Here is a 17404-nt window from a genome sequence, read left to right as displayed (position 1 = left end):
CCCTGACGAAGTGGCCACTAGCCCTTCTCAGACTCCGGCCGAGGCCTATACGGCCTCCCAGCGCCGCGCTCAGTACCCCCAGCTGACCCGGTTCGCCGCGGAATCGTCGTTCGAGTTCGACGACTTCCAGATCCGCGGTTGCGAGGCGCTCGAAGGCGGCCACGGTGTGCTCGTATGCGCGCCGACCGGCGCCGGGAAGACCGTCGTCGGCGAGTTCGCGGTGCACCTCGCCCTCTCCGAGGGCCGCAAATGCTTCTACACCACGCCGATCAAGGCGTTGTCGAACCAGAAGTACGCCGACCTCGTCGGGCGCTACGGAGCCGACTCCGTCGGCCTGCTCACCGGTGACACCTCGATCAACGGCGGCGCGCAGGTCGTGGTCATGACCACCGAGGTCCTGCGCAACATGCTCTACGCCGGGTCCTCGACGATCAGCGAACTCGCCTACGTCGTGATGGACGAGGTCCACTACCTCGCCGACAGATTCCGCGGAGCGGTCTGGGAAGAGGTCATCCTCCATCTGCCCGAGCACGTCCGGGTCGTCGGCCTGTCGGCCACGGTGAGCAACGCCGAGGAGTTCGGCGAATGGCTCGTCGAGGTCCGCGGCGACACCAGCGTCGTCGTCGACGAGCACCGGCCCGTGCCGTTGTGGCAGCACATGCTCGTCGGAAACCGGCTGATGGACCTGTTCGCCGGCGAGGAGGAACACGCTCCGGGCGCCGAACTGCGCATCAACCCCAGCCTGCTGCGGCGCACCGAGGAGGTCGGCCGCTCGTTCGCCCCCGCGGGGCTGCGCGGACCGCGAGGCCGCCGAGGCGCGCCGTCCCGGATGCCCCGGTTCCGGCCGCCGTCGCGGACCGACACGATCGAGCGCCTGGACAGCGCCGGACTGCTCCCGGCGATCGTGTTCATCTTTTCCCGCGCCGGTTGCGACGCCGCCGTCGGTCAGTGCGTGCGGTCGGGTCTGCGGCTCAACAGCCCCGAAGAGGTCGAGAAGGTTCGCCGGATCGTCGCCGAACGCACCAAGGACCTGCCGGAGGGCGACCTCGGCGTGCTCGGCTACTGGGAATGGCGTGAGGCGCTCGAACGCGGTATCGCCGGGCACCACGCGGGGCTGCTCCCGGCGTTCAAGGAGACCGTCGAGGAACTGTTCGTCCAGGGCCTGGTGAAGGCCGTCTTCGCCACCGAGACCCTCGCGCTCGGCATCAACATGCCCGCCCGCACCGTCGTCCTCGAACGGCTGGTCAAGTACAACGGCGAGGCGCACGTCGACCTGACACCGGGGGAGTACACCCAGCTCACCGGGCGTGCCGGGCGGCGCGGGATCGACGTCGAGGGCCACGCGGTCGTGGCCTGGCAGCCGGGTATCGACCCGAAGCAGGTCGGCGGCCTCGCCTCGACCCGGACGTATCCGCTGCGGTCGTCGTTCCGGCCCGGCTACAACATGGCGGTGAACCTGGTCGCCCAGGTCGGCGCCGAGCAGGCCCGTGAGCTGCTGGAACAGTCGTTCGCCCAGTTCCAGGCCGACCGTTCGGTGGTCGGGACCTCGCGGCGGATCGAGCGGAACAAGGAGGCCCTGCGGGGCTACACCTCCGCCATCACGGGCGACTTCGACGAGATGTTCGAGTACGTCGAGATGCGCGCGAAGATCTCGGCCAGGGAGAAGGCGCTCTCGCGGCAGAACACGTCGGTGCGCCGGGCCGGCACCGCCGAGTCGCTGGAGAAACTCCGAAAGGGCGACGTCATCGCCGTGCCCGCGGGCAGGCGCTCGGGTCTCGCGGTCGTCGTCGACCCGGGGCTGGACCCGATCCGCGAACCGCGGCCCATCGTCGTCACCGAAGACCGGTGGTCCGGCCCGCTCTCGGTCGCCGACTTCCCGTCGCCGGTCGAAGCGCTGGGCAACATCAAGCTGCCGAAGCACATCGAACTGCGTTCGCCCAAGACGCGGCGGGATATCGCCGCCACCCTTCGCAACGCCGGGATCTCCTTGCCCGGCAGGCAAAAGCGCCGTTCGGGGGCCAATGAGGACGGTGAGCTGGCCGCGCTGCGGCGCGCGCTGCGCTCGCACCCGGCGCACGGGCTCGCCGAACGCGAGGCGAACCTTCGCTGGATCGAGCGCTACCAGCGGCTCTCGGCCGAGACCGAGCAACTGGAACGCAAGGTCGCCGCGACCACACACTCGCTCGCGCGCGCGTTCGACCGCATCCTGCGGCTCCTCGGCGAGCGCGGCTACCTCGGCCCGGAATCCAAGGGCGACGGCGAGGACCGCGTCACCGAACACGGCAAGCGGCTCACCCGGCTCTACAGCGAATCCGACCTGCTCGCCGCCGAATGCATCCGGCACGGCGTCTGGCAGGGCCTCGGCCCCGCCGAACTCGCCTCCGTCGTCTCGACGCTGGTCTTCGAGGCCCGGCGCGACACGGCGGGGGAGCCGCGCCTGCCCGCGGGCAAGGTGTTCGACGCCTGGCAGGCGACCACGCGCCTGTGGGTCGAGCTGACCGAAGACGAGCGCCGCCACAAACTCGACCGCAGCCGCGAACCCGACGCCGGGTTCGCGTGGCCCATCTATCGCTGGGCTCGCGGAGAATCGCTGGAGAAGGTCCTCACCGCCGCCGAGGTGAACGGGCAGGAACTGTCCGCGGGTGACTTCGTCCGCTGGTCACGCCAGGTGATCGACATGCTGGACCAGATCCGCGTCGTCCTCGGCAAGGCCGACCCGGTCGGCGCCGCGGCGTCGGAAGCGGTGAAGGCGCTTCGGCGCGGAGTCGTCGCCGCAGGCGGCGCTTAGAACCGCCCGTGTCCTAGCCGCCGGTCCGTGAAGGCCTCCTTGAGGGACTCAGAGTCCCTCAAGGAGGCCTTCACGGACTTCAGGGTGAGCACGGTCGCGTCGAGTTGTCCCGACACCGACCTGGAACAGTGCGCGGGGGCGCCGACCTGTGGTTGGATCGCCGGGAACGGCCTTGCGAATACGGCCGGTGATGATGGCGGAACAGCGGAGGCGAACGATGAGCACGCCGTATGGCGGCAACGACCCGCAGCAGCAGCCCCAGTGGGGTCAGCAGCCGGGCTACGGGCAACAGCCGGGTGGCGCTCAACCGCCGAGCGGTCCGCAGCAGCAGCCGCAGTGGGGTCAGCAGCCGCAGTACGACCCGTCGCAGACGCAGCAGCAACAGCCCCAGTGGGGCCAGCAGCCCGCACCCTACGACCCGTCCCAGCAGCAGCCCGGGTACCCGCAGAGCGGTCAGCAGCCGCAGCCGGGTTACGACCCCTCTCAGCCGCAGTGGGGCCAGCAAGGTCAGCAGCCTCAGTACGGTCAGCAGCCGGGCTACCCGCCGAGCGGGCCCCAGCAGCAGCCCGGCTACCCGCAGAGCGGCCCCCAGCAGCAGCCGCAGTACGGGCAGCCGCAGCAGCAGGGCCAGTACGACTACGGCCAGCCCCAGGGTGAGGCGCAGGACAAGCCGAAGTCCAAGAAGGGCCTGTTCATCGGGATCGGCGCGCTCGTGGTGATCATCGCCGCGGTCGGTGTTCTCGGGTTCGTCACACCGGGCTGGTTCAACACCCAGGTCTTCAACAACACGCAGATGCAGACCGACGTGCAGAAGCTGCTCACCGAGACCTACCAGATCCCGAACGTCAGCGCGGTCTCCTGCCCCTCGGGCAAGGAGGTCAAGGACGGCGAGAAGTTCGCCTGCACCGCCACGATCGAGGGCAAGCCGCAGGAGGTGCCGATCACCGTGAAGGGTGATACCGGCAACTACGAGGTCTCTCCTCCCGCCGTACCCAAGTAAAGGGCGGGCGCCGGGCGCGGTCGATCCTGCATGATCGTCCCATGAGTGATTTCTCAGTGCGGCTGCTGCGATCCGACGAGGATCGGGCCGCGACGGACGTGTTCAGGCGGGCCTTGCACGTCAAAGAGATGACCGACGAGGAATGGGCGGCGATCGCCTCCTCGATGCAGCCGGATCGCGGGTTCGGCGCGTTCGATCCTGAGCTGATCGGCGCCGTTCGGTCCTTCGACACGGAAGTGACGCTTCCCGGCGGCGGCACCACGCCGCTCGCCGCGGTCAGCCTCGTCGGCGTCCGCGCCGACCGGACCCGTCGCGGCGTACTGACCGCGCTGATGCGTGCCCAGTTCGAGGACCTCGCCGACCGGGGTTGCCCGGCGGCGATGCTCCACGCGTCCGAAGGCGCGATCTACGGCCGGTTCGGTTACGGCATCGCCGCGCGGGGCAAGTCGATCGAGGTCGACAGGCATCGCGCGCGGCTCCGCCCCGAGGTTCCGGCCGGCGGTGAGATCTCGTTGCTGGGCCTGGAAGACACCATCGCGCAGTGGCCGTCGCTCTTCGACGCGCTGCCGCGGACCCGTCCCGGCATGATCGCCCGGACCCCGCATCTGTGGCCGGGTTATGAGCGGGACGTCCGCCGGGCGAACGGACCCACCGCCACGGCGGTGCACCGAGGGCCGGACGGCGTCGACGGGTACGTCACCTACATCGTCGAGCGCGCCCATTTCGGTGCTCCGTCGATCTTGAAGATCCTGTCCTTCCACCATGCGAGCCCGGACGCCTTCGCCGGCTTGTGGCGCCACCTGCTTTCCGTGGACCTGGTCGACCGCATCACCGCCGAGAAGCGGCCGCTGGACGAACCGGTCGAGTTGCTGTTCGCCGACCTGAGGCAGGTGACGGTCCAGAAGATCCAGGACGAGGGCTGGCTCCGGCTGGTCGACGTCGCCACGATGCTCGACGCGCGCACCTACCAGGGCGAACCGATCGTCATCGAGGTGCGGGATCCCTTCCTGGAGCACAACTCCGGCCGCTACCGCCTGTCCTCGGACGGCGCCGCACGCACCACGGATCCGGCGGACCTCGCGGTCGACGCCGATACCCTGTCGATGCTGTACCTGGGTGGCTGGCGCGCGTCGGATCTGGCCGTCGCGGGACGGGTCCGCGCCACCGGGGAGTCCGCCTTGGACCGAGCGGACCAGCTGTTCAGCACGCGAGTGAACTCTTGGTGCGGTACCTTCTTCTGACGTTGGAAGATCACTTTCCCCGGGGGTGGAGAAGCTTGAGCAGGCGAGCCGTTCCGGTGCTCGGTCTGTGTTGCGCCGCGTTCGCGCTGCTGGCCGGGTGCTCGGACACCCCGGCCCCCGCGCCGGCGACGAAGACCGTCACGGTCCCGCCATCGACCAGTGCGCCGGCGACCACGGGCAGCAATGCCGGTACATCAGGTGGTTCGTCTTCCACCAGCGTCCCGGGGAGAGTGTTCGACGCCAAGACCATGCAGGCCGACGTGAAGAAGATCCTCACCGAGACCTACCAGGTGAGCGACGTCGGCGACGTGCTCTGCCCGGCCAATCAGACTGTCAAGGACGGCAGCACGTTCACCTGCACCGTCCAGGTCTCCGGCGAGGGCAAGACCGTCACGATCACCGTCACCGGTGGAGACGGCCGCTACGAGGTCGGCGCTCCCGCCTGAAAATCCGTTGGGGTTCGGCGGACCCGGACGGCATTATCTCGTGCCATGAGCGATTTCCACGTGCGTGCCGTGGCCGAAGGCGAACAGCGGGCCTGCCTCGAAGTGCTCGAACAGGCTTTGCACGCCAGACCGCTGTCGGACGAGGCGTGGTCGAAGATGGCGCGATCCTGGCCGGCGGAAGGGAAGTTCGCCGCCTATGACGACCGCGGCACGCCGGTGGGGATCGCCAGCTCCTTCGACACCGAACTGACCGTCCCAGGTGGACACAACCTCGCGGTCGCGGCTGTCGACGGCATCGGTGTCCGCGCCGACTGGACCCGCCGCGGAATGCTCACCGCGATGATGGCCGTACAGCTGGAGGACATCGCCGCCCGCGGTGTCCCGCTCGCCGCGCTGCACGCCTCGGAAGGTGTGATCTACGGCCGGTTCGGCTATGGCGCGGCCACCTATGGGAAAGCCGTCCTCGTGGAACGCCCCCGGGCGAAGATTCGGGACGGCGTGGGGCGTGACGGGGTGGTCCGGTTCGTCACCCCTGCCGAGGCCGTCGAGCGTGTTCCCGCTCAGTACCAACGATTCGCAGGCGAGCGGCCGGGGTTCGTCGCCCGCCCGGATCAGTGGTGGCCGGGCTTCTTCGACCGGCTGGTCACCGGGAACGACGGCTACCGTGTCGCCGTCCACAGTGGACCCGACGGCGACGACGGGTTCGTCGTCTATCAGACCATCGACATGCGAGACCGGCAGTCGCCGGACCGCGGGGCGCTCCTCGACATCCGCGAAATGCACGCCGCGACCCCGCGGGCTTGGGCCGGTCTGTGGCGTTTCCTGCTGTCGGTCGACCTGGTCTCCGCCGTCGCCGGACGAGGCCGCCCGGTGGACGAGCCGGTCGCCGCACTGCTCACCGACCCGCGCGCGGTGAACACCACCGAGGTCCTCGACGACCTCTGGGTCCGGCTCATCGACGTTGAGGCTTCGCTGCGGGCCCGCACCTACGGCGCGGCCGAACCAGTGGTGCTCGAAGTCCTCGACCGTCAGCTTCCGGACAACAACGGCCGCTATCTCGTCGGCCCCGGTGGCGTGGAACGCACCACGGCGGCCGCGGAACTACGGCTGGACGTCGACACCTTGGCGTCGGTGTACCTCGGCCACGGATTCCTGAGCCACCTGGCGCAGGCAGGCCGCGTCGAAGTACTGGACGAGGCCGCGGTCGCTCGCGCCGACACGTTGTTCCACACGCCGCTCGCCCCGTGGTGCGGGACGTTCTTCTAAGACGGGTTCTCTAAGCCGGGTTGCGGCGGGGTTTGATCCGTACCTGCGGCAGCGTGGGTGCGGGCAACCAGGCCGTGGTGCCCTGATACCCGTCCACCTTCCCGAACCGGTCGGACCGCGCCTGCCAGGCTTCCCGGTACTCGGCGATCTCGTCGTGGCTGCGGCCCACGAAGTTCCACCACATCACGAGTTCCTCGGTGAACGGGGTGCCGCCGAGCACGAGCACACGGGCCGGCTCGTCGCCGGGGTTGGCCAGTTCGAGCCGCCTGGCTTCGGGCGCGAGATACGCGAGTTCTCCGGTATTCAGCGCGGTTCCGGCGACGGTGACCGAGCCGATGTCCTGCAGCACACCGTGTTCGAAGGCCGGATCGACGTCGAGCGCGAGCGTCACGCCCGGTTCCAGGGTGAGCTCGGCGCCCAGCAGGGGAGTGAACGCCGGGACCGGTGACGTGGCGCCGGCGAGACTTCCCAGGAAGACCCGGGCGGTCGCGCCGGGCAGGTCCAGCACCGGCGGCGCGTAGTGCCGGAAGTCCCGTGCGGTGTCCCGGTGCTCGTCCGGCAGCGCGATCCACAGCTGCACGCCGTGCAGCGTCCGAGTGTCCTGAGTGGACACCTCCGAGTGGGCGATCCCGCGCCCGCCGGTCATCAGGTTCAGTTCGCCGGGCCGGACCATGGCGCGGGTGCCGATGCTGTCGCGGTGCTCGATCTCCCCGCTGAACAGCCAGCTCGCGGTCTGCAAGCCGGTGTGCGGATGCGGCGCGACGTCCATCCCGCCGGACCCCGAGACGTCTTGCGGCCCGTAGTGGTCGGCGAAACACCACGCCCCGATCAGGGACCGTCGCCGCTGCGGCAGCGTCCGGCGGACACGGATCGCGCGCGGCCCGCCGAGCGGAACCTCACGCGGGCTCAGCACCGTGACGCCGTCTCCCGGCCGGTCCCGGCAGAGGAGTTCGGACGGGTCGGCCTCGGTGTTGCTCACGGCTTGGGGAGCGCGGCGATCAGCCGCTCCACCGAACGGCCGAGGTTCCAGCGTTCGGCCAGTTCCGCGACCTTGTCCGGGTCGACGGGCTCGGACGGCACCGTGTCCGGACGGGACTGCTCGACCGGCGCGTCGGCCGCGACCCGGACCACGGTCGGTGCGACCGCGAGGTAGCCGGCCGCGTCGGAAAGCCGCAGCCGGGTCTTGAGCGGCACCCGCGCGTCACCGGCGTTGGACGCGTCGATCAGCTCCTGCAGCGAACCGAACTGGGTGATCAGCTTCGCCGCGGTCTTCTCGCCGATCCCGGCCACACCGGGCAGCCCGTCCGACGGGTCTCCCCGAAGCGCCGACATGTCGGCGTACGCGGCGCCGGCGTTCTCGACCGGGACGCCGTACTTCTCGGCGATCTCGGCAGGGCCCAGGACCTCGGCCTTGTTCCAGCCTTTGCCGACGTAGACGATCGACGTCGGGGTCGGCTCCGTGCGGACCAGCTGGAACATGTCGCGGTCACCGGTGATGACCTCGACCGCCGATTTCCGCTCGCGGATCGCGAGCGCGCCGATGACGTCGTCGGCCTCGTACCCGGCCGCCTCGGCCGTCGCGAAGCCGAACGCCTCCAGCAGTTCGAGGATGATCGGCACCTGCGGGGTGAGGGTGTCCGGCACCTCTTCGACGTCGCCGCCGTCCGGGACCTCTTCGGCCACTCGGTGCGCCTTGTAGCTGGGCAGCAGATCGGTGCGGAACTTCGGCCGCCAGTCCGCGTCCAGGCAGGCGACCAGCCGGTCGGGCCGCCGGTCGGTGAGGATCCGGGCGACGGTGTCGGTGAACCCCCTCACGGCGTTGACCGGCGTCCCGTCCGGAGCGGTCATCGACTGGGGCAGGCCGTAGAACGAGCGGAAGTAGAGGCTCGCGGAATCGAGGAGAGCGAGTGGTCCGGTCACGCGGACAGCCTGCCATGTCCGGCCCGGAATGTCCGTGAAGGACCCGACCCCCAGCCGAGTCCTTCACGGACATGGGTCAACCGGCGTAGGGGCGGACCCGGCGCGCGTCGCGCAGCGCGATGGCCCACCAGTTCAGCTGGTTCAGCAACGTGGTCGCCGCGATGTCGGCGCCTTCGGCGTCGCGGTGCTCGCCGTCGGGCCCGAAGTTGTCCCAGGCGTAGGGGAAGCTCACGGTCTCGCGGATCGTCATGGCGTGGAGTTCGGCGAAGACCGGGCGCAGATGCTCGACCGCGCGCAGGCCGCCCGAGATCCCGCCGTAGGAGACGAAACCGACCGGTTTGGCGTGCCATTCGGGGCCGGTGGCGTCGAGCGCGGACTTGAAGGGGCCGGGGTAGCTGTGGTTGTACTCGGGGACGATCACGACGACGGCGTCCGCGGCGGCGACCCCGGCCGAGAGGCCGTGGGGGGATTCGGCGAGGTCGATCAGGGACAGGGAGACGTCGTCGCGCTGTTTGGCGCGGTCGAGGAACCAGTTCGTGATGACGGGCCCGAAGCGGCCTTCACGGACGCTGGTCATCACGACGGCGAGCTGGTAAGGCGTGTTCGTTGTCATGACGAGAACCGTAAAACCTCAAGTTAGGGTGAGGTCAAACTCCAGAACCCGCCTTTTTCCAGGAGGCAATCGCAGAGAACTCTTTGCAAAGGATCCTCTGCGGTTCTAGGGTGGCGTCATGGGGAAGAACGAGCGGTATCTCGCGCGGGTCGACGGGCGCATCCTGCGCGCGTTGTCGCATCCGTTGCGGGTCCGGATCCTGGAGCTGCTCCGGGAGGACGGACCGGCGACGGCGTCCGGGCTGGCGAAGCGGGCGGGGGAGAGTTCAGGGACCACGAGCTGGCATCTGCGCCAGCTGGCCGAAGCCGGCCTGGTCACCGAGGACGTCGAACGCGGCAACCGGCGCGATCGCTGGTGGAAGGCCCTGCACGAAGGCGATCAGATGCGTGCCAGGGACTTCATCGGCGACCCCGAGCTCGCCGGTCCCTTCAGCGCCTACGCCCACACGATGATCGAGCGTCGCTACGCCGCCGAAGCGCAATTCGTCGCCGAGGTGCGGGACTGGGCCGACGAGTGGATCGACAACGTCGCGTTCCACGACTCGCCGCTGTCGCTGACCCCCGACGAGACGGCCGCCTTGAGCGACGAGATCCTCGAGGTCATCGGCCGCTACCGCCGCCCGGAGAAGGACGGCGACACCCAGGTCCGCGTCCACTGGGCGGCCTTCCCGAGACGATCGCGGCCGGAACGCCCGTGAGCAGGTTGCCACTGAGGGCCCTGGTCGCGGCTTCGGGGATCTCCTCGGCCGGGGTGACGATGACCCTGATCGCGATTCCCTGGTTCGTCCTGCAGAGCACCGGCAGCGGCACCAAGACCGGCCTCGTCACCGCGGCCGAGGTACTCGGGCTGATGCTCGCGGCGATGCTGGGCGGGCCGATCGTGGACCGCGTCGGCACCCGGCGCGCCAGCGTCGGCGCGGATCTGCTGACCACCGTCACAGTGCTGCTGATCCCGCTCGCCGTCGGCACCACCGGGCTCGGCTTGCCGGGACTCATCGCACTTTCCTTCGTGATGGGCGTGTCCCGAGGACCGGCCGACACGGCGAAGCAGGTCCTGCTCGCGGGAGTCGCCGAACTCGGTGGGATCCGGACGAGCCGCGCCGCGAGCGCCGTCGAAGCGGCGATGAGGACCGGCCGGATGGTGGGCGCGCCCGCCGCCGGCGCGCTCATCGCGCTGATCGGCCCCATTCCCGTGCTGTTCGTCGACGCCGGTGCGCTTCTGTTGTCCGCCGCGCTGGTGTTCGCCGTGATCCCCGCGGCGGCCGGTCCGCCGAGGTCGTCGTCTGGCGGCTACCTCGCGGAACTGCGAGAAGGACTCGGCTTCCTCAAACGCGATGCCGTGCTGCGGGCGATCGTCGGGATGCTGATGCTCACCAGCTGCCTCGACTTCGGGCTCATCGGCGTTCTGTACCCGGCGTACGGCGACCAGGTCCTGCACAGCGCCGCGCTCATCGGCGCGATGATCACCGCCGTCGCGGTCGGCGCGCTCCTCGGATCGGCGCTCTACGCCTGGGCAGGGCACCGGTTCTCGCGTCGCTCGGCGATCCTGGCCGCCGTCGCCATCGTCGGTGCGCCCCGCTTCGCGCTTCTCGCGCTGGAGCCCGCGCCGGTGGTCCTGCTCGCAGGCCTGGTGGTGACCGGGATCGGTGCCGGTGCGATGAATCCGATCCTGCTCCCGGTGGTCTACGAACGGGTTCCCGAAGCCTTCCGTGGCCGCGTGCTCAGTCTTCTGGTGGGCGGCGTGCTGGCGGCGACGCCGCTCGGCTCGATGGCGGCCGGGCTGCTGCTGGACGGCATCGGACTGGTCGGCGCGCTCACCGCTTTCGGTGGCCTGTACCTGATCGCCACCACGTTCCCGGTGATCTTCCGGGTCTGGCGGGGGCTCGACGATCCCGCCCCGGTCGGGGGTGACCGGCCGGTGAGCCAAGGCGCCCGGACCGACTAGGCTCGCCCTCATGTCGCGCCGTTCCCTGCACAACCCAGCCCCCGATGTCGCCAGCCTCCGTGCCCGCCTCGATCGGGCCCGCGCGGCGGCCGTCGCCGCCGACACCGACGCCCTGCTGATCGCGCCCGGCTCGGACCTGCGCTACCTCATCGGTCAGGCCGGGGGGTCCTTCGAACGGCTGACCACGCTGGTGATCCCCGCCGACGGCGTCCCGGCCCTGGTGCTGCCGAAGCTCGAGGCACCCGGCTACGCGGACGTCCCGGCCGCCGAACTCGGCATCGACATCGTCACCTGGGTCGACGGCGTCAACGCCTACGAACTGGTCGCCGACAGGCTCGGCAAGCCTGGCCGGGTCGCGGTCAGCGACTTCACCCCGGCCCTGCACGTGCTCGCGTTCCGCGGCGCGCTCGGCGACGCCGAGCTGACGCTGGCCGGCCCGATCGTGCGCGAACTCCGGATGCGCAAGGACGCCGCGGAGATCCAGGCGCTGCGCGACGCGGGCGCGGCCATCGACCGCGTGCACGCGCGCGTCGGTGAATGGCTCCGCGCGGGCCGCACCGAGGCCGAGGTCGGCGCGGACATCACCGCGGCGATCGTCGAAGAGGGCCACACCCACGCGGACTTCGTGATCGTCGGCTCCGGCCCCAACGGCGCCAGCCCGCACCACGACGTCTCGGATCGCGTCATCGAACGCGGCGACGTCGTCGTGGTCGACATCGGCGGCCCGATCGCCGAGGGCTACAACTCCGACTCCACCCGCACCTACTCGGTCGGTGAGCCGCGCGACGCGGACGTCGCCGAGACCTACGCCGTCCTGCAGCGGGCCCAGCGCGCCGCGGTCGAGGCCGTCCGCCCCGGCGTCACCGCCGAGCAGATCGACGCCGCCGCGCGCGACATCATCGCCGACGCCGGCTTCGGCGAGTTCTTCATCCACCGCACCGGCCACGGCATCGGCCTCGACGTGCACGAGGAGCCCTACATCATCAAGGGCAACGCGCTGCCGCTCGAGCCGGGCATGGCCTTCAGCGTCGAGCCCGGCATCTACCAGCCGGGCCGCTGGGGCGCCCGTATCGAGGACATCGTCGTGGTCACCGAGGACGGCGTCGAGTCGGTCAACCGGCGGCCGCACGATCTGATCGTGCTCGACGCATGACCGGTTCTCTGGAGCCGCTGGACAAGGCGATCGCGCAGGAACTGGCGGCGGACGGACGGCGCAGCTTCACCGACCTGGCCGAGCGGGTCGGGCTTTCGGTGTCGGCGGTGCACCAGCGGGTGCGGCGCCTGGAGCAGCGCGGGGTGATCCTCGGGTACACCGCGCGGCTCGACGGCGAGCAGATCGGCCTCCCGCTCACGGCGCTGATCTCACTGACCCCGAACGACCCGGCCGCGCCGGACGACTATCCGCAGCGGCTGGAGCACATCAAGGAGATCGAGTCCTGCTACTCGGTCGCCGGCGACGAGTCCTACATCCTCCTGGTCCGGGTGGCTTCGCCGCTCGGCCTGGAGGACCTGCTCCGCCGTATCCGGGAGGCCGCCAAGGTCTCGACCCGGACGACGGTGGTGCTCTCGACGCCGTTCGAGGGTCGTTCGCCCACGTTGTGAAAGGGGAGGGCTTGCGCGGCGCTGGTACGATAAAAGGTATGGCAACACGTAAGGTCACTCTCTCACTCGACAGCGGTGCGCTCGAGTTCGCCGAGCGGGCCGCCAAGGCACACGGGATCTCGGTCTCGTCGTGGTTGTCCAAGGCCGCCCGAAGGGAAGCCGTCCGAACCGGATATACCCCGCAGCGCGCACCGGTCGCACCGTCCGCCGAATCGGACGAGGCGGAGCTGTCCGCCGCGGAGAAGGATTTGCGTGCACAGGGGTGAAGTCTGGACGTACCACCCCCCGACCGAACCGGCACGGCAGCGCACCGTCGTGCTGCTGTCCTCGGACGGGGTGAACGAATCCGAGCGGCCTTGGCTGCTCGGTACCGAACTGCTGGACCGTGATCCGCAGGACATCCTCGGCGTCGCCGTCGACGCGCGCTATTGGGTCTCCACGCTGAACCTCACGCGCCTGTACCGGCCGTGGTTCGACGAGAGGATCGCGGAGATCGACCACGAGGTCCAGGAGCGGATCGACATCGCGCTGCGCGCGGCGCTGGACCTCTGACTTCTGCGCTCAGCGGGCGATGACCTCGGGTGCGGCGTGTAGTTTGCCGTCGGGCCCGGAGAGGCACGAGGCGTTGCCGCCCCGTGCCGCGAGGAACTCGTTGAGGCAGTTCGCGACCTGAGCGTGCCCGTTCGCGTTGGGGTGGAACGACTCCTGCAGCGCGTGGCTCGCCCGGTCCACCTGGCCGAGGTCCCGCAGCTGCAAGGTCAGCCTGCTGAACCACTCGTTCGCCGGGTCGCTGGTGCACGCCTCGCGGCCGGTGCCCGCCCGGGACAGGTCGAGGAACCGCGCGGTGGTCGCCCGTGACGCCTGCTTGAGCCCGTCCGCGAGCACGGTGACGCCCTCGCGGCCCATCCATTGCAGATCCTCGGTGCGGAACGGGCATCCGTTGAGGCTGCGCAACGCTTCCGGGATCTTCGGGCCGACTGGGGAGGCGTAGGACATCAGCACCAGCTGGTAGTCCGCCGGGATGTAGCCCGCCTGCGCCAGCACCTTCTTGACGTCGGCGACGGCGTTGGTCACCTTCGGCACCATGGCGTCCACTTTGGACTTCCAGGTGGCGCGGAGTGCCTCGCTGCACGGGGGATTCTGCGGGGAGAACCACGCCTTGAAGCATTCGCTGACCTGAGCGGAGAACTTCGGCTCGTCGTTCGCGCCGACCGCGATCACCACCGCGGCCACCCGGTGGTCCTTGATCAGGTTCGCCAGCTGCTGCGCCTGCGACGGCTCGGTCCACTGCTTGGCCTCACCGAGCGCGATCTGCTCCGACGGCGCCCCTGAGCACGCCAGGTTCACCCGCGCGGTCACGTCGGGGATCTTGACCTGCTCGACGAAGGCGTTGGAGGAGCGATGGCACCAGTTGCCGCCCTGCCCGTTGGTCGTGGGCGTGTAGTCGCCCGCGCCCTCACCGGAGACCGTGCTGTCGCCGAGGGAGACGACAGTCAGCGGCCCCGTTCCCGGCGGGCCTTGGCGCGGGACCGGCTGCCCCGGCCGGCTTTCCGACCCGGAGAAGGCAATGAACCCGACGAGAACCACCACGAACGTGAGCGCGAGTGCACCCCACCACCACCGAAAACGTCGCATCGTCACCGGATTCTACGGACACCCGGCCCGACCGGGTGATCACATCCGGTGTGACGTCCGTTCGAACACGCGTGTCGTCCGGTCCGCTGCTACAGAATCCGGTACATCCGGTGGTCGATGCGGCCTGGACCGTATTCGCCGTAGCCGACCACGACCAGTCCGCTCAGCCAGGAGTAGCGCTCGTCGGAGGTCTCGAACCTGGGCGTCGGTCGTACGTAGCTCTCGTCGACCGAGAGCCGCTCGCCGTCGGCCAGGCGCTGCCGACCATCGGGCGGGAAACGGAGTACTCCGTTCGACTCGTAGTGGATGAGCGCTCCGTCGTGGGTGCGCAGGGTCGCGCGAACGTCCATGCGACTGATCCCGTCGGCTCCCAGTGACACCCAGTCGCCGCCTCCGGGCAGCATTTCACCGCGGAAGCCCGGTCCGGTGAAACGGCCGCCTTTGGTCACGAAAGTCATCCGGGTGCCGAGCGCGGTCGAGATCATCCGGGCCGGTTCCAGGTCGATGCTGAGATCGCAGAGATGCTCGACGGGCAACGCGTCGAGCAAGGCCCGATCGAACAGGGGAGTGGTCGTGTCGGCGGCACTCATGCGGCCCTGCCTTCGAACGCGGCCTTCAGTTCGGCGAAGTCGAAGAAGGTGTCCTTTCGTGCGACGAGGCCGTCGGATGCCACCTCGACGACGTCGAGGCAGTGAACGCCTCGACGATCTTCGCCGGGCCGTTGGAAGGTCAGCGTCCAGTCCAGAACCCAATGGCCGCTACCGAAAAGCACGCGTCGCTCGTCGAAGCCGAAGCCCGGGTAGAGCTCGAAGACCAGCGCGAACTCACGTCGCAGTGCGTCGCGGCCATGGACCGCGACACCGCGACCATGAGCCTGGAACTGCGAGTCAGGGGTGTGCAGAGCAACGATCGCGTCGATGTCGTGTGCTTCCCAAGCGGCGAAATATCGCTTCGCGATCGCGGAAAGATCCAAGGTTGTCGATGGGGTCGTCATGGAACTCCTCAGTTCGGATACACCGACGCTAGGGAATACGGTCGTACGTGTCAATACGTACGACCGTATCTAAGGGTACGATCGTATTCATGACTCGGACAGGCGACGCACGCCGCGGCGCGATCGTCGATCGCGCCATGCACATCGCGTCGGTCGAAGGCATCGAGGGGCTGACGCTCGGGCGTTTGGCGGAGGCTCTGCAGACCAGCAAGAGCGGCATCCAGACCCTTTTCGGCACCAAGCAGGAGCTCCAGCTCTCGATCGTCTCGGCGGCATCGCAGGTCTTCGAGCGAGATGTGTCGCTGCCCGCCGAGCGGCAGCCCGCCGGGCTCGCGCGGCTGCGGACGCTGATGTCGTTGTGGATCGACTACCTGGAGACCTTCGAGGGTGGATGCCTTTTCGTCGCTGCCGCGAGCGAACTCGACGGCCGGCCGGGACCCGTCCGGGACGCGGTCGCAGGCGCCGTCGCCCGAGCAGACACCCTGCTCCGACGTGAGGTCGAACTCGCCCTGCGCCTTCGGGAGCTTCCGTCGGACACGGACGTCGAGCAGCTCGTCTTCGAACTCCATGCCATGGTGCTTCAGGCGAATCACGATCGTCAGCTACTCGGCCGCAAGGACGCCCTGACCCGCGCCCGTAACGCGGTCGATGGCCTCCTGACGCCTCGACTTCGCTGAGTCAGGCACCGACCCGGCGCGCGATCGCGATCACGGGCAGGCTCGGCTGCGAGCGCCGGTACCTTGATCACCATGACGCAGACCCCAGGCCCGGACGCCGAACCCCGCCGCCTCGCCGAGCTCGCGCTCGCCTCCGGCGATCCGACGGCCTGGTTCGAGCCCCTCTACGCCGCCGCCGAAGCCGGACACGCGGTCGTGCCGTGGGCGGGAGGCAAGCCGAGTCCGGAACTCGTCACGTGGGCCGAGACCGCGAAGCACTCGCCGGGTCGCGGCGCGATGGTCGTGGGGTGTGGCTTCGGTGACGACGCCGAGTTCGTCAGCGCGCTCGGCTATCGCACGTCCGGGTTCGACGTGTCCCCGTCGGCGATCAAGGCCGCGAAGCAACTCCACCCCAGCTCCGCCGTGGACTACTCCGCCGCGGATCTGTTCGCGTTGCCGGAAAACTGGCGACACCGGTTCGACCTCGTCGTCGAGATCATGACCGTCCAGGCGCTCCCGCGCGATGTCCGTGCCGAGGCCGTCGAGAGCGTCGCGGGACTGGTCGCGGAGGGCGGGACACTCGTGATCGGGGCCGTCGCCGAGGAAGGCATCGACGAACCCTGGGACGGCCCGCCGTGGCCGCTGACCCGTGAGGACGTCGAATCCTTCACCGAACACGGGTTGCGACTGTCCACACTGGACCGAGTCCGGGATGGCGCTCGGTGGTGGGCGGAGTTCCGGCGCCCATAGGTCACTTGTCGTAGTCGAGCCACCCGCAGACGTAGTAGTTCCGGTCCTCGTTCTTCTCCACGTTCCACGAATAGGTCACGTCGCCGGCCGCCCGGCCGGTGCGCGCGTTCCGTTGCGTGATCTTCGCCTGCACGGTCACGTACTCCATTCCGGGCGGGATGGAGTACGGCAGCATCTCCCAGCGCTCCACATAGTGCCCGTGGAGTTCGAAGCCGAGCAGCGTCTCACGCAGACGCGGACAGGTTCCGCTTCGCAGCGCCATCATGTCGTGGTTGGCCAGGCCGTTCATGTAGACCTGGAACACGCGGTCGATCGCGGCCGGTTCCAGCGACGGAGCAGGTGACGCACTGGTGGTCGGCGTGACGGTCAAGGTCTCGGTCTGAACCGGGGTAGCGGTGTACGAGGTGGCCGTCGGCTCGGGGCCGTCGGGCAAGGCCGGCAACCCGCCTCGGCACGCCGACAGGGCGGCGCCGAGGCCGATCAGGAGCACGCCCGCACGGACACGCGAAGTCATGGGTTTCATCGTCGCCGACGCTAGGCGGGCTTCAT

The 17404-nt window shown here is 69.5% G+C and carries 20 protein-coding genes; 13 read left to right on the top strand and 7 right to left on the bottom strand.

The annotated features are described in order from the left end of the window. Positions 1 to 10: 10 nt before the first annotated feature. From ACLJRL_RS20005 to ACLJRL_RS19985, 5 genes are all read left to right on the top strand, one after another. Positions 11 to 2788, top strand: a complete 2778-nt coding sequence (locus ACLJRL_RS20005; protein ID WP_410657736.1) for a DEAD/DEAH box helicase — start codon at positions 11 to 13, stop codon at positions 2786 to 2788. A 217-nt stretch (positions 2789 to 3005) separates the two neighbouring features. Further along, complete coding sequence (locus tag ACLJRL_RS20000) at positions 3006 to 3788, top strand: DUF4333 domain-containing protein (protein WP_410657735.1); 783 nt, start codon at positions 3006 to 3008, stop codon at positions 3786 to 3788. Positions 3789 to 3829: 41 nt separating this feature from the next. Further along, the gene (locus ACLJRL_RS19995) at positions 3830 to 5029 is read left to right on the top strand and encodes a GNAT family N-acetyltransferase (protein ID WP_410657734.1); all 1200 of its coding nucleotides are present in this window, start codon (positions 3830 to 3832) and stop codon (positions 5027 to 5029) included. A 35-nt stretch (positions 5030 to 5064) separates the two neighbouring features. Next, the gene (locus ACLJRL_RS19990; protein ID WP_410657733.1) at positions 5065 to 5475 is read left to right on the top strand and encodes a DUF4333 domain-containing protein; all 411 of its coding nucleotides are present in this window, start codon (positions 5065 to 5067) and stop codon (positions 5473 to 5475) included. A gap of 45 nt (positions 5476 to 5520) precedes the next feature. Continuing rightward, a complete protein-coding gene (locus tag ACLJRL_RS19985) occupies positions 5521 to 6741 on the top strand; it encodes a GNAT family N-acetyltransferase (protein WP_410657732.1) in 1221 nt (406 codons plus the stop codon). A gap of 10 nt (positions 6742 to 6751) precedes the next feature. On the opposite strand, the gene ACLJRL_RS19980 is transcribed toward ACLJRL_RS19985, so the two are convergent. From ACLJRL_RS19980 to ACLJRL_RS19970, 3 genes are all read right to left on the bottom strand, one after another. After that, a complete protein-coding gene (locus ACLJRL_RS19980) occupies positions 6752 to 7720 on the bottom strand; it encodes a pirin family protein (protein ID WP_410657731.1) in 969 nt (322 codons plus the stop codon). Further along, on the bottom strand, positions 7717 to 8661 hold the full coding sequence (locus ACLJRL_RS19975; RefSeq protein ID WP_410657730.1) for a 5'-3' exonuclease H3TH domain-containing protein: 945 nt from the start codon (positions 8659 to 8661) through the stop codon (positions 7717 to 7719). The genes ACLJRL_RS19980 and ACLJRL_RS19975 overlap by 4 nt, the downstream gene beginning before the upstream one ends. Positions 8662 to 8737: 76 nt before the next feature. Then, positions 8738 to 9274, bottom strand: a complete 537-nt coding sequence (locus ACLJRL_RS19970; RefSeq protein WP_410657729.1) for an NADPH-dependent FMN reductase — start codon at positions 9272 to 9274, stop codon at positions 8738 to 8740. 118 nt (positions 9275 to 9392) lie between these two features. Here ACLJRL_RS19970 and ACLJRL_RS19965 point away from each other — a divergent pair, with 118 nt between their 5' ends. The 6 genes from ACLJRL_RS19965 to ACLJRL_RS19940 are packed head-to-tail and all read left to right on the top strand — an operon-like array spanning position 9393 to position 13372. Beyond that, positions 9393 to 9971 carry an ArsR/SmtB family transcription factor gene (locus ACLJRL_RS19965; protein ID WP_410657728.1) on the top strand — a complete coding sequence of 193 codons (579 nt, stop codon included), beginning with the start codon at positions 9393 to 9395 and terminating at the stop codon, positions 9969 to 9971. Further along, positions 9968 to 11218, top strand: coding sequence for an MFS transporter (locus ACLJRL_RS19960; protein ID WP_410657727.1), 1251 nt, complete (start codon positions 9968 to 9970; stop codon positions 11216 to 11218). The genes ACLJRL_RS19965 and ACLJRL_RS19960 overlap by 4 nt, the downstream gene beginning before the upstream one ends. A gap of 10 nt (positions 11219 to 11228) precedes the next feature. Then, positions 11229 to 12371 carry a M24 family metallopeptidase gene (locus ACLJRL_RS19955; RefSeq protein ID WP_410657726.1) on the top strand — a complete coding sequence of 381 codons (1143 nt, stop codon included), beginning with the start codon at positions 11229 to 11231 and terminating at the stop codon, positions 12369 to 12371. Then, entirely contained in the window at positions 12368 to 12820 is a 453-nt protein-coding gene (locus tag ACLJRL_RS19950; protein WP_410657725.1) for an Lrp/AsnC family transcriptional regulator, read from the top strand. The genes ACLJRL_RS19955 and ACLJRL_RS19950 overlap by 4 nt, the downstream gene beginning before the upstream one ends. Before the next feature lie 38 nt (positions 12821 to 12858). Continuing rightward, positions 12859 to 13086, top strand: coding sequence for a hypothetical protein (locus ACLJRL_RS19945; protein WP_410657724.1), 228 nt, complete (start codon positions 12859 to 12861; stop codon positions 13084 to 13086). Continuing rightward, positions 13073 to 13372, top strand: coding sequence for a hypothetical protein (locus ACLJRL_RS19940; protein WP_410657723.1), 300 nt, complete (start codon positions 13073 to 13075; stop codon positions 13370 to 13372). Before ACLJRL_RS19945 ends, ACLJRL_RS19940 begins: the two co-directional genes overlap by 14 nt. 9 nt (positions 13373 to 13381) lie before the next feature. Here ACLJRL_RS19940 and ACLJRL_RS19935 read toward each other — a convergent pair whose 3' ends face one another. The 3 genes from ACLJRL_RS19935 to ACLJRL_RS19925 all read right to left on the bottom strand — a co-directional run bounded on the left by ACLJRL_RS19935 (position 13382) and on the right by ACLJRL_RS19925 (position 15449). Next, positions 13382 to 14455 carry a GDSL-type esterase/lipase family protein gene (locus ACLJRL_RS19935; RefSeq protein WP_410657722.1) on the bottom strand — a complete coding sequence of 358 codons (1074 nt, stop codon included), beginning with the start codon at positions 14453 to 14455 and terminating at the stop codon, positions 13382 to 13384. Between the two features lie 89 nt (positions 14456 to 14544). Next, positions 14545 to 15045: a DUF3237 domain-containing protein gene (locus tag ACLJRL_RS19930; protein ID WP_410657721.1), complete on the bottom strand. Its 501-nt coding sequence runs from the start codon at positions 15043 to 15045 to the stop codon at positions 14545 to 14547. Beyond that, on the bottom strand, positions 15042 to 15449 hold the full coding sequence (locus ACLJRL_RS19925) for a nuclear transport factor 2 family protein (protein WP_410657720.1): 408 nt from the start codon (positions 15447 to 15449) through the stop codon (positions 15042 to 15044). Before ACLJRL_RS19925 ends, ACLJRL_RS19930 begins: the two co-directional genes overlap by 4 nt. An 89-nt stretch (positions 15450 to 15538) precedes the next feature. On the opposite strand from ACLJRL_RS19925, the gene ACLJRL_RS19920 reads away from it, so the two are divergent. Further along, positions 15539 to 16126 carry a TetR/AcrR family transcriptional regulator gene (locus tag ACLJRL_RS19920; RefSeq protein ID WP_410657719.1) on the top strand — a complete coding sequence of 196 codons (588 nt, stop codon included), beginning with the start codon at positions 15539 to 15541 and terminating at the stop codon, positions 16124 to 16126. 72 nt (positions 16127 to 16198) lie between these two features. Next, positions 16199 to 16855, top strand: coding sequence for a class I SAM-dependent methyltransferase (locus tag ACLJRL_RS19915; RefSeq protein WP_410657718.1), 657 nt, complete (start codon positions 16199 to 16201; stop codon positions 16853 to 16855). A gap of 1 nt (position 16856) precedes the next feature. On the opposite strand, the gene ACLJRL_RS19910 is transcribed toward ACLJRL_RS19915, so the two are convergent. Then, positions 16857 to 17369, bottom strand: a complete 513-nt coding sequence (locus ACLJRL_RS19910; RefSeq protein WP_410657717.1) for a hypothetical protein — start codon at positions 17367 to 17369, stop codon at positions 16857 to 16859. Between the last annotated feature and the right edge of the window lie 35 nt (positions 17370 to 17404).

Source organism: Amycolatopsis sp. lyj-112 (genome assembly GCF_046549055.1).
In the GTDB taxonomy this organism is placed as follows: Bacteria; Actinomycetota; Actinomycetes; order Mycobacteriales; family Pseudonocardiaceae; genus Amycolatopsis.
Note: the sequence above shows the minus strand (reverse complement) of the source record. Positions and strands in the feature narration are given on the sequence as shown.